Genomic DNA, 15,333 nt, shown 5'->3' on the forward strand with positions numbered 1-15,333 from the left:
GCCGCATGACGCTCGCCGATCAGCCACCCGCGGCCGCTCTGCTGTTCCAGACCCTCCTCGCCCACGGCCCGCTCACCCGCGCCGAGATCGGGCGCCGTACCGGTCTGTCGCCCGGCGCGGTCACGAAGGTCGCCACTCCCCTGCTGACCGACGGCTGGATCAACGAGCTGGGCCGCTCGACCGAGCGCACCCAGGGCCGGCCGGCCACCCTCATCGCGGTCCGGGGCGAGCGCGCCCGCTTCGTGGGCGTGAAGATCACCGGTGACGAACTCATCGGCACGCTCACCGACTTGACCGCAAGACCCCTGGCCTCCGCGCGGGCCGTCCTCGGCTCGCGGGACGTCGGTACGGTCGTCCTGGCCGTCGCCCGGCTCGTCGACCAGTTGAACGCGAAGGCGGCACCGCACACACCGGGCGCGCTCCACGGCATCGGCGTCACGATCTCCGGGGACGTCGACGGCCACACCGGAACCGTCCAGTACTCCCCTTTCCTGAACTGGCGCCGCGTGCCCCTGGCCCAACTCGTCGAGTCCGCAACGGACTTGCCGACCGTCATCGAGAACGACGTCCGCGCCCTGACCGTCGCGGAACAGTGGTTCGGCGTCGGGGTCGGGCTGTCGTCCTTCGCCCTGGTCACCGTCGGCGCGGGCATCGGCTGCGGCATCTCCATCGGCGGCCGGGTCGTCTCCGGGGCGCACGGTGTCTCGGGGGAGGTCGGCCACCTTCCCGTGGGCGGCACCGACCGGGTGTGCACCTGCGGCAACACCGGTTGCGTCGAGGCCGTCGCCTCCACTCAGGCGATCACGGATCAGGCCCGCCAGGCGACGGGCGACCCGACCCTGACGATGGACGGCGCGGTCCGCCTCGCCCATGCAGGCAACGCCGATGTTCGCGCAGTCTTCGCCCGGGCAGGCCATGCCCTGGGCCTGGCCCTCGCGTCCGTGGCCAACCTCATCGGCCCGGAACGCATCATCATCTCCGGTGAGGGCGTGGCCACTTACGACCTCTACGAGGACCAGATCCGCTCCACCTTCGCCGCCCGGGCCTTCGGCGCCGCGGCCGACTGCGACCTCGTCGTCAGACCCCTCCCCTTCGAGGAGTGGGCCCGCGGCGGCGCCGCCGTCGCCGCGCAACACGTCTTCGCCCCCGCCAAGTAGCCGACGCCCACCGCGAGTTGCCCTCTTTCACCCCGTCCCGAAAGCACCCGCCATGCTGAAAGCGCTCCCCGACCAGAACGTCCGTGACCAGAGCCTCCGCGATGTTCGCGTCCCGCCCGGAACACTCCGCTACGACCGCCCCGCCACCCGCTGGTTCGAAGCTCTCCCCATCGGCAACGGCCGTCTGGGCGGCATGGTCTACGGCGGCACCGACCGGGAGTGGATCCAGCTCTCCGAGTCGACCGCGTGGTCGGGCGGCCCCGCCACAACAGACCTGAACCCGACCGCCCGGCAACAGGTCCCGCGCATCCGCGAACTCCTCTTCGCCGGAAACCACGCCGAGGCGCAACGGCTCGCCGCCGAGCATCTCCCGGGCAGAGCACCGTCGTTCGGGACCAACCTGCCCCTGCCCGAGGTGCAACTCACCTTCCCTGAAGGCGTTCCGGCCCAGGACTACCGGCGGACGCTTGACCTGGACACAGGCCTCGTCACCGTCACCTACGTACAGGACGAAGTCCGCTTCACCCGCGAGGTGTTCGCCACCAACCCGCATGGACTGATCGCGATCCGGCTCACCGCGGACCGGCCCCGGTCGCTCACCTTCGGCCTCTCGATCCGGGACGGCGTACTCCCAGGCAACACAACCGCCACCGACTCGTCCGTCACCTTCAACGGCCACGCCTACGAGAGCCTGCACAGCGACGGGCGGCAGGGTGTCGCCCTGGAGATCCGCGCCCACCTCGAAACCGAGGGCGGCACCGCGCACCACGCGGGAGACACGCTCCGCCTGGAAGGCGCCGACAGCGCGGTCCTCTATATCGCCGTAGGAACCGACTGGGCAGGAGCCGACCCCCGAGCGCGCACGGAATCGCTGCTGTCCGCAGGCCTGGAGGCCGGTTACGGGTCGGTTCGGGAGGCGCACATCGCGGACCATCGGGCGCTGATGCGACGAGTCTCCCTGGATCTCGGTTCGGCTCCGCCCGAACTCGCCGCTCTGCCCACCGATGCCCGTCGCGAACGGCTCGCCTCCGGGAAGGCCGACGACGAACTCATAGCGCTCTACTTCCAGTTCGGCCGGTACCTGACGATGGCCGGTTCCCGCGCCAACTCCCCTCTGCCGCTTGCCTTGCAGGGTCTGTGGAACGACGGCCTGGCGAGCAGCGCGCCCTGGACGAACGACTTCCACCTGGACATCAACACCCAACAGAACTACTGGGCCGCCGAGTCGACGAATCTGGCCGAGTGCCACGAGCCGCTGTTCGGGCTGTTGGAGCGTCTGGCGGACCAAGGCCGGGCGACCGCCGAGGAGTTGTACAGCGCGCCGGGCTGGGTCGCGCACACGGTGACCAACGCGTGGGGGTACTCGGCACCCGGTTCCGGCATCGGCTGGGGCATGAACGTGACCGGCGGAGCCTGGCTCGCGCTCCAGCTGTGGGAGCACTTCGAGTACGGCCGTGACGAGACGTTCCTCCGGGAGCGCGCGTATCCGGTCCTGCGCGGGGCCGCCGAGTTCCTCCTCGGCTACGCGGTCGAGGAGCCGGCGCAGGGCCTGCTCGTCACGGGACCGTCGGAGTCGCCGGAGAACTGGTATCTCGCGCCCGACGGCAGCCGGTGCTCGGTGTCCATGGGGGCCACCGCGGACCGGGTGTTCATGGAGGCCGTGCTGCGGATCTGCGCGGAGAGTGCCGAACTGCTCGGTGTCGACGCCGAGTTGAGGACCAGGATCGCCGCCGCGCGCCGCCGGCTGCCACCGTTGCGGATCGGGCGGCACGGGCAGGTGCAGGAGTGGCTGCACGACCACGAGGAGGCCGAGCCGAGCCACCGGCACACCTCGCATCTCAGCGCACTGTTCCCGGAGCGCCAGATCACCCCGCGCGACACACCGGACCTCGCCCGCGCCGCCGAGGTCACCATCGAGCGCAGGCAACGGGCCCCGGGCTGGGAGCAGACCGAGTGGGTCGAGGCCAACTTCACCGTCTACTACGCCCGTCTCCTCAACGGCGACACGGCCCTCAGGCACCTCACCAGCCTGATCGCGGACGCCAGCGAGGCGAACCTGATGTCGTTCTCCGCCGGCGGGGTGGCGGGCGCGGCGCAGAACATCTACTCCTTCGACGGCAACTCCGGCGGCACGGCGGGGATGGCCGAGATGCTGCTCCAGTCCGACGGCCGGGACGTGGAACTCCTGCCCGCGCTGCCCGCCGACTGGCCCGACGGCAGCGTCCGCGGACTACGCGCCCGGGGCGGTCTCACCGTCGACATCCGGTGGCGCGACGGGCAGTTGGCGATCGCCTCGCTCCGGGCGTCACGGGCTGCGGACGTACGCGTGCGCTACGGCGCCGATCTCCTCGAAGTCCGGCTCGCCGAGGGAGAGACGCTTGCCCTCGGTGTCGGCTGAGGGCAGGCGTCGGTGACCGGGTCACTGGGCGATCTGGCCGCCGTCGACGAGGAGGGTCTGCCCGGTCATGGCGGTCGCGTCGAGGGCCACGAACGTGACGGCGACCGCGATCTCCTCGGCCTCCAGCAGGCGGCCCATCGGAATCTGGCCGATCCACTGCGTCATCCGCTGGGGGTCGTCCATCCCGACCGTGTCGAGGATGGGGGTGCGGGTCCGGCCCGGCGCGACGGCGTTGACCCGCACTCCGTACTGCGCCCACTCGACCGCGAGGGACCGCGCGAGCTGGGAGACACCGGCTTTCGCGACGTCGTAGGCGACGTGGTACTCGGGGTTGGAGCCGATGAAGGCGGCGATGGAGGAGATGTTCACGATCGAACCGGACCCCTGGCGCACGAAGTGGTGGCCGAACTCGCGGCAGGCCACGAAGGTGCCGGTCAGGTCGACGTCGAGGACGCGGTGCCAGATCTCGTCCGTCACGTCGAGGGCGTCGTCCTCGTGGGCGATGCCGGCGTTGTTGACCAGGACGTCGACGCGGTCGAAGCGTCGTACGACCTCGCCAGCGACGCCCGCCACGGCCCGGGGGTCGGAGACGTCCAGGGGCAGGAAGTCGCCGCCGACCTCCTTGGCGACGGCTGTGCCGGTCTCGGTGTTGCGGTCGGTGACGACGACCCGTACGCCTCGGGCGGCGAGGGCCACGGCGATGGCGCGCCCGATGCCCTGGCCCGCGCCGGTGACGACGGCCACGCGCTCCTCGGTGTGCCGCTGGAGCGACTCGGTCATCTCGGTCCTTCCGTCGGTGGGCGGTCCGGGGTCTCAGAGGGTTTTGGTCGAGCCCACTCCGGGGAGTTGCCATCGCATCCGCGCGGCCGGGTCGATCGCGGTCGAGGCGCCGGGACCGTGCGGACGCTCCATGAGTCCCTCGCGTACGACGCTGCGCTCGACGAAGGCTTCCTGCGTCCAGGGGATGAACTCGACGAGTGGCGGCACCTCCGAGAGGACGGTGCCGACGAGGTGCTGGTGCACCTGCATCATGTCGCCGGCGTGCGGCGCGAACCGCAGGCCCCGTGCCGCCGCGTGCGCGGCGATCTGCAGGAACTCGGTGACGCCGCCGACCCTGGTGACGTCGGCCTGGACGACGCGGATGGCGTCGGCGGCCATGAAGGAGGCGAACTGGTGGTAGGAGTAGATGCTCTCACCGGCCGCCACGTCCAGCCGGGTCGACGCCTGGAGGCGGGCGTGGGCCTGGAGGTCGTCGGCGTGGAACGGCTCCTCGACCCAGTCCATCGCGGCTTCCTCCAGGACCGGCATGATCTGGTTGGCCGTGGACAGGTCCCAGCGTTGGTTGGCGTCGCACATCAGGGTCACGTCGTCGCCGAGCGCCCGCCGGACCGCGCGGACGCGGCGGGCGTCCTCGCGCCAGTCGGAGCGCCCCACCTTGATCTTCACCCGGGACCAGCCGTGGTCGACCAACGAGGTGAGATCCCGGACGAGTTCGGAGTCGGTGAGGTTGAGCCAGCCGCCGTCGGTGTTGTATGCCTCGACGCTCTCCTGGGTGCCGCCGAGGAGGCGCCACAGGGGCATTCCGGCCCGCTGGGCGGCGAGGTCCCACAGGGCGATGTCGACCATGGCGAGCGCCATGTGGACGACGCCGGCCCGGCCGATCCAGTGCGTGGGCAGCCAGTACAGGCGCTTCCAGGTGCCCAGGATGTCCTCCGACGAGGTGTCCAGGAGGGCGTCGGCATAGTAGGAGAGGATGACGTCGGAGAGGAGTTCGGGAGCGCAGTGCACGCCGGAGATCCCCGTCCCGACCAGGCCGTCGGCGGTGCGGATCTCGACCACGGGCACCGTCCAGTGCGCCATGGCGGCCGTGGAGTCGGCGATGGGGCGCTTCAGGGGCACGGCGAGGGCGTAGGTCTCCACGGAGGTGATCACGGCACCGTCGTCGCCGCGCAGGAGGTCCGCTCCGTGCGCGGACAGCAGCCCGCGGGCGGTGCCGAAAGAAGTCTGATCGGTCATTGTCCCAGTCGGCCATGGCCGCCGGAACTCGTCAACAGCGAAATACGAATACACATGATCTGCCGCGCAGATGACAGGCTGTCAGCGGGAATTCCCCGCCGATGGTGGTCCGGCCGCGAGGAGAGGAGGTTCGGTCAATGACGCTCGAACTGGCCTGGTTGCGTACCTGGGTCGAGGTCGTGGATACCGGCGGTTTCACCAGAGCGGCCGAAAAGCTGCATCTGTCGCAACCGCGTGTCTCGGCACACATCGCGAATCTGGAACGCGAACTCGGCTGTCTGCTCATCGAACGCCGTATCCGACCGCTCACCCTCACCGACGACGGGCGCGCTCTGCTCGCCCGGGCACGGTCGGTTCTCGCCGCCGCCGACGAATTGGTCACCGCGCGCCAGACCGACCGAGGTGATATCTCCGGAACGGTCACGGTCGCGAGTTTCGCCAGCGGGAGTTCGGAATTCCTCCCGGCGGTCATCACGGCACTCCAGAAGGAGTATCCGCGGATCCGGGTGGCGGTCCTGGACGGGGACGCGGGCTTCATCGAGGCGGCGCTGTCCGAGCGGCGGGTCTCGGTGGCCCTGCGCCCGGTCCGGCCCGAGCCGCACGACCACGGGTTCACCATGCGTCCGCTGTGGCGGGAACCCTTCGTCATGCTCGCCCCGACCGGTCATCCGCTGCTCAAGAAGAGCGGGATCGAACTCGCGGACTTCGCGGACCAACGCGTCATCACGATCGGCGATCCCCTCGCGAATACGGTCGTCGGATACGAGGCCGAGGTCGAATTGAGCATCAAGGACCTGGTCGCACCCTCCGGAACCGTCTCCCATCAGCCGACCACGCTCGGTGCGATGGTCCGCGCCGGACACGGAATCGGCATCATCAACTATCTGGGCGCGGTGATGATCCTGCGCGAGGGAATGGAGATGCGCCCCATTCAGCGTCTCAACCGCTATCGGGACGTGGGAATCTGGTGGCACTCGGAACGACCACTGGGCGCCGCCGCACAAGCATTCATCCGAGCGGTGATAAGAACGCCGAGGCCTGAAGGCACGACCGCCGTTCCACCGGTGTGACGCGGCCCGGATCCATTCGCGGAACGAATGCCGCTCATCCGTTGGTCGGCGTTGACGATCGCGTGCACCCGGGGCGAGGTTGAGGGAACGAGAGGCAGAGCGAATGGAGTCACGATGACCGATGTCCGCACGTACACGAATCTCGATGTGGCGGTACGCAATGACACGTCGGACGTGGGTGAGGGGCCGGTGTTCGATCCTCGTACCGGGCATCTCCTCTGGGTCGACATCTACGGCCGCAAGATTTTTCAAGACAGCCTGTCCGCCGGTCGACAGACCGTCACGGACGTCGGCACGATGATCGGCGCGGTAGCACCGCGTGCGACGGACGACGGTTTCGCCGTCGCGGTGGCGGACGGCTTCGGCTACGTCACCGCCGACGGGCTGACCCTGGTCGACGCGGTCCTCCCCGAGCCGAACCTGCGCATGAACGACGGCAAGGTGGACTCCCGCGGCAGGTTCTGGGCAGGCAGCAACGACATGGAGTTCGCACCGGGCCAGGGCCGGCTGCACCGGTGGGACGGCGACGGCCCGAGCGTCGTCGTCGCGGACGGACTCGTCCTGCCGAACGGGCTCGGCTGGAACGCCGAGGACACCGTCATGTACCTCGCCGACAGCTACGCCAACCTCCTGTACCGCGCGGACTTCCACGCCGAGCCGGGAGAACTCGGCCGCCTGGAGGTGCTGACCAAGACCGAGGGAGTCGGCGTACCGGACGGCCTCGCGGTCGACGTCGAGGGCTGCTTCTGGGTGGCCATGCACGGCGGACGCGAAGTACGGCGCTACGACCCGACGGGCCGCGTCGTCGGGCTCTTACCGGTGCCCGTGCTCCAGCCGACGAGTTGTGCCTTCGGCGCGGACGGCCGCCTGTTCATCACCTCCGCCCGGAACGGCCTCTCCGCCGAGGAGTTGACCAACTCCCCGCTCTCCGGCTCCGTGTTCGTCGTCGAGACCGGGACGGAGGGGGTTCCCGTCCGGCCGTTCCGCGCCTGACCCAACCGCCCTTCCGGCCCACCTCCCCTCGGGGCAGCGCGCATTCGTATTCCGGATGACGGACCATCGATAACCGTCTTTCCCCTGTGGGGTGTTGGCGTCCTACGGTCGATCACGTGAACCATGAACGTCGTGACGCAGAGGGACCGGGACCGGGTCCAGGACCGGCGGCAACCGTCAGGCCGCTGGTGCCTCGTCCCGGCGTGGACGACATAGGGCTGCTTCTCGGGGATGCGCCACGCGGAACGCTCCTCGAACTCGCCGACGGCACGACGCCGTCCGCCGAGGACATCCCCGCCGGGCACAAGGTCGCGCTGCACGCCATCCCGAAGGGCGCCCCGGTCCGCAAGTACGGCGAGGTCATCGGCGTGGCCCTGGCCGACATCCCGGCGGGTGGCCACGTCCACGTGCACAACCTGGGAGTCGGCCGCTGGGAGACGCCGACTACGAGTACGTCACCGACGCGCACGCGACCGACCGCCGGCTCCCCCGCCCGCGACCACTTCCTCGGCTACCGCAGGGCCGACGGACGCGCGGCCACCCGGAACTACATCGTCGTCCTCCCGACCGTGAACTGCTCCGCCACGGTGGCCCGCATGATCGCCCTGCGCGCCGACGCCCTGCACAAGGGAACACCGGGCCTCGACGGCGTCATCGCGCTCCCGCACGACCTCGGCTGCGGAATGGCGGAGGGCACTCCCGGGGACGCGATCCTGCGGCGCACGCTGCGCGGTTACCTCGGCCACGCCAACGTCGCGGGCTCCCTCCTGATCAGTCTCGGCTGCGAGGTGAACCAGCCGGAGAACATCGTCGGCGTGAGCGACAGCACGAGCACGGAGATGCTCACCATCCAGCAACTCGGCGGCACCACAGCCACGTTGAACACCGCACTGGACCGCATCTCGGACCTCGTCTCCCGCATCACCCAGACGCACCGCGTCCCGATCCCGCTCGCCGAACTCACCCTGGGCCTCCAATGCGGCGGCAGCGACGCCTACTCCGGCCTGACCGCCAACCCCACGCTAGGTGTGGCGGCGGACCTGCTCGTCGCGGCCGGCGGCAAGGTCGTACTCGGCGAGACCCCGGAGATCTACGGCGCCCACCACCTCCTGCGGGACAGGGCAGCAACCCCGGAAGCAGCGGCCCGCATCGACCAACTCATCGCCTGGTGGCAGGAGTACACGGCCGCCAACGGCGCGACCCTCGACAACAATCCGTCCCGCGGAAACCGGGCCGGCGGCATCACGACCATCTGGGAGAAGTCCCTCGGCGCCGTACTCAAGTCCGGGACCAGTCCGCTGAACGACGTCATCGACTACGCGGAGCCGGTCACCGCGCCGGGCCTCACCTTCATGGACACCCCCGGCTACGACCCGGTGTCGGCCACCGGCATGGTCGCCGGCGGCGCGAACCTGCTCGCCTTCACGACCGGCCGCGGCTCGCTCTTCGGCTCCCGTCCCGTCCCCTGCCTGAAGATCAGCACCACCAGCGGGCTCTACGAACGGATGCGCGGCGACATCGACTTCGACGCCGGGCCCGCGATGAGCCACGCCGATCAACTCACTTACGGCACCGCCCTGTTCGAGGCCCTCGTGGACATGGCCTCCGGTGCGGAGAGCAAGTCCGAGGCGCTCGGGTTCGGGACGGAGGAGATCGTCCCCTGGCGCATGGGAGCGGTCCTGTAAAGGTCAACCACGCTCTCGGTACAGGTCACGCAGCATCGCGATCTCGGCTCCGTGGTGCAGCACTTCCTGGTTGACCCACCACACGATGTCGATGAACGGCTCCTCCGCGTCGCTGCCGTGCGGATAGGTGCAGTACCCCACGGTGTCGAGCGCGGCCTCGCCGGCATTCACCAGCGCCTCCCGCCAGGCACCCGTACCCGCGTCGAAGGCATCGATCGCACCGACGGCGTCGCCGCTGACGGAGAAGTCGTCGCGGGTCAACGTACGGCTTCCCGCCGTGTGGTCGGCGCGCAGGGTCAGCAGCTCGGTGAGGTGGCTCAGCCGCCACGCGACGGTGGTGAAGGGCGGCGGCCACGGGTGCGGATAGGCGGCGGCGTCGCGCCCCCAATCACCCTGTCCCGTCAGGGCAGTTGCCCGCACTCCGGGCCCGTCCGTCCGCCGTCGCACCGACCAGCAGTCCGGCACCGGCTCCCAGAGGTACTCCGCGTCGGTCATGGGCCCGACCCGGGTGTCCGTCCCGTCGCCGCTGTCCATGACGGGCCCTGTCATCCGGCTGGAGAGGCGTTCGCACGCGAAGTCGAACTGTTCCAGAAGAGGTACCAGACGGGGTGGGATCACGGAGCACTCCTGTGGCGAGCCGGTCGGGTTTCGATACGGCGGTCTGCCGACCCGGCAACCTAACAGCGTCCCTGCTCCGCCGCCCCTCAATTACGGAGTACGAGCCCGCAGTCGGCGCAGCATCCGGGCGTCCTCGAACCCGACCGACCGCGCGGCGGCGTCGATCGTGGCGCCGTGGCTGATGAGGTGCTCGGCACGTTCGAGGCGCAGGGTCTGCTGGTAGCGCAGCGGGGTGAGCCCGGTGGCCCGGCCGAAGAGACGGGTCAGGGTGCGCTCGCTGACACCGACTGCCGCAGCAAGGGCGGGCAGCGGAAGTGCCTCGTCGAAGCGGGTGTCGATGAGGTCCTGGGCGCGGTGCACCGTGTCGTCGAGGTGAGAACGGTGCCGGAGCATCGCGCTGGTCTGCGGTTCGTGGCCGTTGCGGCGGGCGTAGACGACCATGTCCCGGGCGATCTGCGCGGCCACGGCGGGGCCGTGCCGGGTGGCGACGAGGTGCAGGGCGAGGTCGATGCCGCTGGCGATGCCGGCCGAGGTGATGACCCGGTCGTCGGTGGTGAACAGGACGTCGCGGACGACCGTCGCCTTCGGGTGGCGCAGGGCGAGTTCGTCCTGGACGTCGTGGTGGGTGGTGCAGTGGCGGCCGTCGAGGAGTCCGGCCCGGCCGAGCGCGTCGGCTCCGGCGCAGACGCTGGCCACCGTCCCGCCCCGGGCGTGGTGGTCCCGGAGCGCCCGCAGCGTCGTAGCGCCGATGGCGGGTGCGTCGGCCAGGGTGACGGCACGCCATCCCGGCACCACGATCAGGTCCTCGGGGCCCAGCTCGGGCCAGTCGAGCCCGGCGGCCAGCGGCAGCCCCTGGGCGCTGGTGACCTGGGGCTGCTCGGCGACGTAGGAGAGCGTGTAGGGGTGCCCGAAGTCGGCGGACGTGGAGAAGACCTGCGCGGGGCCTGCCAGGTCCAGCAGGTGGACTCCGGGTACCAGGAAGAAGACGACGTGGCTCACGATCCGGTCATCATGCCTGATGTGCGGCGGCGGCTTCCAGTTGGTCGACCGTCGCGATGGTGGCGAAGCGGCCGGCGAGGGCGTACTCGGTGCGCCGGATGACCTCGTCGGCGGGGAGGGTGCGGGGGTCGGCGAGGAGTTCGGCGACAGTCTGGTCGGCGGGGGCGTCGCGGTGCGGGATGGGGTTCGTCGCGGTCGCGTCGGTGACGAACGTGACCTGGTAGCCGAAGTCGCTCGCGACCCGGGTCGTGGTCTCGACGCACTGCTCGGTGCGGATGCCGCAGACGGTGATCTCGCGGACACCGCGTTCGGTGAGGAGCTGTTGCAGGTTGGTGGTGGTGAAGGCGTTGTGCGAGGTCTTGTGGAGGAGCGGTTCGCCGTCCGCGCGCTCCAGTCCGTCGATGAGCCGCACGTGGCCGAGGGCCGGGTCGAAGACGTCGCCGCTGCCGGGCTCGGAGTGCAGCACCCAGACCACGAGGTCACCGGCCCGGCGGGCGAGCTGGACCAGCCGGTTCGCCTGTTCGGCGATCTTCGGGTCGGAGATGGTCTCCCACAGCGGGCGGGCGCGGAAGGATTCCTGGACGTCGATGACGATCAGTGCTCGGGTCATGTCCCAAGACTGCGCCGTGCGGGCGGCGCGGCGACAGGCCGCATCGGGTCCGGGACCGGACCGATCCGGTCACCGGGTCGAACGGCCTGCCGCCGTACCGCCTGCCTGAAGACACCGGTCACCGGTTCGCGCCGCCTCCCGCCGTACCGCCTGCCTCAACTCCGGCCAGCGGGTCGAACCGCCCACCGCTGGCCCGACCACCTCAACTCCGGTCGCCGGATCGACCCGTCCGCCGCCGTACCGCCTACCTCAGTTCGACGAGCAGGTCGCCGCCCTCCACCTGCTGGATGCGGTTGATCGCGAGGCGGGAGACGCGGCCGGACTTGGGTGCGGTGATCGACGCCTCCATCTTCATGGCCTCGATCGTGGCGACGGTGACACCGGCCTCCACCTCGTCGCCCTCCTCGACCGCGAGGGTGACCACGCCCGCGAACGGGGCCGCGACATGACCCTGGTTGGTGCGGTCGGCCTTCTCTGTGACGGGGATGTCGGAGGCGGCTGCGGTGTCACGGACCTGGATCGGCCGGAGTTGCCCGTTCAGCGCGGACATCACCGTGCGCAGCCCGCGTTCGTCGGCCTCGCCGACGGCCTCCAGCTCGATCAGGAGACGGACGCCGGGCTCCAGGTCGACCGTGTACTCCTTGCCGGGCCGGATGCCGTAGAAGAAGTCCTTGCTGTCGAGGACGCTGGTGTCGCCGTAGGTCTGGCGGTGGGTCTCGAACTCGCGGGTCGGTCCGGGGAACAGGAGGCGGTTGAGGGTGGCGCGGCGGTCCTTGTCGAGGGCTGTGCGGTCCTCGGGGCTGAGTTCCTGGACGGGCTTGGGGGCGGCGCGGCCCTGGAGTGCCTTGGTGCGGAACGGTTCGGGCCAGCCGCCGGGCGGGGTGCCCAACTCGCCGCGCAGGAAGCCGATCACGGAGTCGGGGATGTCGTAGCGGTCGGGGGACGCCTCGAAGTCGGCGGGGCTCACTCCGGCGCCGACGAGGTGCAGGGCGAGGTCGCCGACGACCTTCGACGACGGGGTGACCTTCACGAGGTGGCCGAGGATGCGGTCGGCGGCGGCGTACATCGCCTCGATGTCCTCGAAGCGGTCGCCGAGGCCGAGCGCGATGGCCTGGGTGCGCAGGTTGGAGAGCTGGCCGCCGGGGATCTCGTGGTGGTAGACGCGGCCGGTGGGTGAGGCGAGGCCCGCCTCGAAGGGGGCGTAGATCTTGCGGACGCTCTCCCAGTACGGCTCCAGGTCGCCGATGGCCTGGAGGTCGAGGCCGGTGGGGCGGTCGGAGTAGTCGGTCGCGGCGACGATCGCGGAGAGGGACGGCTGCGAGGTGGTGCCCGCCATGGAGGCCACCGCCCCGTCCACGGCGTCCGCGCCGGCCTGGATCGCCGCGAGGTAGGTCGCGAGCTGACCGCCCGCCGTGTCGTGGGTGTGCAGGTGGACCGGCAGGCCGAACTCCCGGCGCAGCGCCGATACGAGCGTCGCGGCGGCGGGTGCGCGCAGCAGGCCCGCCATGTCCTTCACCGCGAGGACGTGGGCGCCCGCTTCTACGATCTGTTCCGCGAGGCGGAGGTAGTAATCCAGCGTGTAGAGGCGCTCGTTGGGGTCGGACAGGTCCGAGGTGTAGCAGAGGGCGACCTCGGCGATCGACGTTCCGGTGGCGCGTACGGCGTCGATGGCCGGGCGCATCTGGCCGACGTCGTTCAGCGCGTCGAAGATGCGGAAGATGTCGATGCCGGTGGCGGCGGCCTCCTGGACGAAGGCGTCGGTCACCTGGGTCGGGTAGGGCGTGTAGCCGACGGTGTTCCGGCCGCGCAGCAGCATCTGGAGGCAGATGTTGGGGACGGCCTCGCGCAGGGCGGCGAGGCGGTCCCAGGGGTCCTCGGCGAGGAAGCGCAGCGCCACGTCGTAGGTGGCGCCGCCCCAGCACTCAAGGGAGAGCAGTTGGGGCACGGTGTGGGCGACGACCGGGGCGACCGCGAGGAGGTCCTTGGTGCGGACACGGGTGGCGAGGAGCGACTGGTGGGCGTCGCGGAAGGTGGTGTCGGTGACGCCGATGGTCGGCGACTCGCGCAGATGGCGGGCGAAGCCCTCGGGGCCGAGTTCGGCGAGCAACTGCCTTGTACCGGCCGGGGGTTCACCGGTCGGGACCGGGGGCAGCTTGGTGGTCGGGTCGATCAGGTCGGGGCGCTCGCCGTGCGGCTTGTTGACCGTGACGTCGGCCAGGTAGGTCAGCAACTTGGTTCCGCGGTCGGCCGACTGACGAGCCGTCAGCAGCTGCGGGCGCTGCTCGATGAACGAGGTGGTGATCCGCCCGGCCTGGAAGTCCGGGTCGTCCAGCACCGCTTGCAGGAACGGGATGTTGGTGGACACACCGCGGATGCGGAACTCGGCGACGGCGCGCCGGGCCCGGTTGACGGCGGTGGTGAAGTCCCGGCCCCGGCAGGTGAGTTTGACCAGCATGGAGTCGAAGTGCGCGCTGATCTCCGTACCCGCGTGGGTCGTTCCGCCGTCGAGCCGGATACCGGACCCGCCGGGCGAGCGGTAGGCGCTGATCCGGCCGGTGTCCGGGCGGAAGCCGTTGGCGGGGTCCTCGGTGGTGATACGGCACTGGAGGGCGGCGCCGTGCAGGGTGACCGTCTCCTGGGAGAGGCCGAGGTCGGCGAGGGTCTCGCCGGAGGCGATGCGCAGCTGGGCCTGGACGAGGTCGACGTCGGTGACCTCCTCGGTGACCGTGTGCTCGACCTGGATGCGCGGGTTCATCTCGATGAAGACGTGCTTGCCGTATGGGTCGAGGAGGAACTCGACGGTGCCCGCGTTGCGGTAGCCGATCTCGCGGGCGAAGCGGACCGCGTCGGCGCAGATCCGGTCGCGCAGTTCGGGGTCGAGGTTGGGCGCGGGGGCCAGCTCGACGACCTTCTGGTGGCGGCGTTGCAGCGAGCAGTCGCGCTCGAAGAGGTGGATGACGTTGCCCTCGCCGTCGGCGAGGATCTGCACCTCGATGTGCCGGGGGTCGACGACGGCCTTCTCCAGGAACACCGTGGCGTCACCGAACGCGGACATGGCCTCGCGGGCCGCCGCCTCGATGGACTCGCGCAGGGTGGCCGGGTCCTCGACGCGGCGCATACCGCGTCCGCCGCCGCCGGCGACCGCCTTCACGAAGACGGGGAAGCCGATGTCCTCGGCGGCGCGGACCAGTTCGTCGACGTCCGTGGAGGGCGCCGAGGAGCCGAGCACGGGTACGCCGGCCGCGCGGGCGGCGGCGATCGCCGTGGCCTTGTTGCCGGTCATCTCCAGGATGTGGGCGCTGGGACCGACGAAGGTGATGCCCGCCTCCTCGCAGGCGCGGGCGAGTTCGGGGTTCTCGGAGAGGAACCCGTAGCCCGGATAGACCGCGTCCGCTCCCGCTCGTCGGGCCGCGCGGACGATCTCCTCGACGGAGAGATAGGCGCGGACCGGATGCCCGGGTTCACCGATCTCGTAGGCCTCGTCGGCCTTGAGCCGGTGCAGCGAATTGCGGTCCTCGTGGGGGAAGACCGCGACCGTTCGCGCGCCCAGCTCATAGCCGGCGCGGAACGCCCTGATCGCGATCTCTCCACGGTTGGCGACCAGCACCTTGCGGAACATTCCCGATCCCTTCAGCCTGCCGATGACGTGCACCATGGTGTCGGCGCAGCTCCTGTAACGCCATGTGAGCCGGGACACTAGTCGCAAACGTGTCGCGCGACGCGGTCCGCCGAGCCGACGGTAAAGAAATCGTATGGTCTAGTCCAAAGTGAGATTTGGTCCAGTCCA

General features: G+C 70.4%; 11 protein-coding genes. 5 read left to right on the forward strand and 6 right to left on the reverse strand.

The annotated features are described in order from the left end of the window. The first annotated feature begins 5 nt into the window (after positions 1–5). Both OG226_RS04500 and OG226_RS04505 read left to right on the forward strand, forming a co-directional pair. Positions 6–1,157: an ROK family transcriptional regulator gene (locus OG226_RS04500; protein WP_329347987.1), complete on the forward strand. Its 1,152-nt coding sequence runs from the start codon at positions 6–8 to the stop codon at positions 1,155–1,157. A 52-nt stretch (positions 1,158–1,209) separates the two neighbouring features. Continuing rightward, positions 1,210–3,555 carry a glycoside hydrolase family 95 protein gene (locus tag OG226_RS04505; protein WP_329347988.1) on the forward strand — a complete coding sequence of 782 codons (2,346 nt, stop codon included), beginning with the start codon at positions 1,210–1,212 and terminating at the stop codon, positions 3,553–3,555. A gap of 21 nt (positions 3,556–3,576) precedes the next feature. Here the strand turns inward: OG226_RS04505 and OG226_RS04510 are convergent, their stop codons facing one another. Together OG226_RS04510 and OG226_RS04515 are read right to left on the reverse strand one after the other, a co-directional pair. Next, positions 3,577–4,335, reverse strand: a complete 759-nt coding sequence (locus OG226_RS04510; protein WP_329347989.1) for an SDR family NAD(P)-dependent oxidoreductase — start codon at positions 4,333–4,335, stop codon at positions 3,577–3,579. A gap of 33 nt (positions 4,336–4,368) precedes the next feature. Further along, positions 4,369–5,571, reverse strand: coding sequence for a mandelate racemase/muconate lactonizing enzyme family protein (locus tag OG226_RS04515; protein WP_329347990.1), 1,203 nt, complete (start codon positions 5,569–5,571; stop codon positions 4,369–4,371). A gap of 137 nt (positions 5,572–5,708) precedes the next feature. On the opposite strand from OG226_RS04515, the gene OG226_RS04520 reads away from it, so the two are divergent. The 3 genes from OG226_RS04520 (at position 5,709) to OG226_RS04530 (ending at position 9,319) form a co-directional block, all read left to right on the forward strand. Beyond that, on the forward strand, positions 5,709–6,641 hold the full coding sequence (locus OG226_RS04520; RefSeq protein WP_329347991.1) for a LysR family transcriptional regulator: 933 nt from the start codon (positions 5,709–5,711) through the stop codon (positions 6,639–6,641). 114 nt (positions 6,642–6,755) lie between these two features. Beyond that, positions 6,756–7,634 (forward strand): SMP-30/gluconolactonase/LRE family protein, encoded by an 879-nt coding sequence (locus OG226_RS04525; RefSeq protein WP_329347992.1) that lies wholly within the window; start codon positions 6,756–6,758, stop codon positions 7,632–7,634. Between the two features lie 203 nt (positions 7,635–7,837). Further along, positions 7,838–9,319, forward strand: a complete 1,482-nt coding sequence (locus OG226_RS04530; RefSeq protein WP_329347993.1) for a UxaA family hydrolase — start codon at positions 7,838–7,840, stop codon at positions 9,317–9,319. Between the two features lie 3 nt (positions 9,320–9,322). Here the strand turns inward: OG226_RS04530 and OG226_RS04535 are convergent, their stop codons facing one another. The 4 genes from OG226_RS04535 to OG226_RS04550 form a co-directional block, all read right to left on the reverse strand. Further along, on the reverse strand, positions 9,323–9,937 hold the full coding sequence (locus OG226_RS04535; RefSeq protein WP_329347994.1) for a DinB family protein: 615 nt from the start codon (positions 9,935–9,937) through the stop codon (positions 9,323–9,325). A 90-nt stretch (positions 9,938–10,027) separates the two neighbouring features. Then, positions 10,028–10,936 (reverse strand): GlxA family transcriptional regulator, encoded by a 909-nt coding sequence (locus OG226_RS04540; protein WP_329347995.1) that lies wholly within the window; start codon positions 10,934–10,936, stop codon positions 10,028–10,030. A gap of 10 nt (positions 10,937–10,946) precedes the next feature. After that, positions 10,947–11,546 (reverse strand): isochorismatase family protein, encoded by a 600-nt coding sequence (locus OG226_RS04545; RefSeq protein WP_329347996.1) that lies wholly within the window; start codon positions 11,544–11,546, stop codon positions 10,947–10,949. A 244-nt stretch (positions 11,547–11,790) separates the two neighbouring features. Beyond that, complete coding sequence (locus tag OG226_RS04550) at positions 11,791–15,165, reverse strand: pyruvate carboxylase (RefSeq protein WP_329353320.1); 3,375 nt, start codon at positions 15,163–15,165, stop codon at positions 11,791–11,793. Positions 15,166–15,333 lie beyond the last annotated feature (168 nt).

The sequence above is a fragment of the Streptomyces sp. NBC_01261 genome, from assembly GCF_036226385.1.
In the GTDB taxonomy this organism is placed as follows: domain Bacteria; phylum Actinomycetota; class Actinomycetes; order Streptomycetales; family Streptomycetaceae; genus Streptomyces.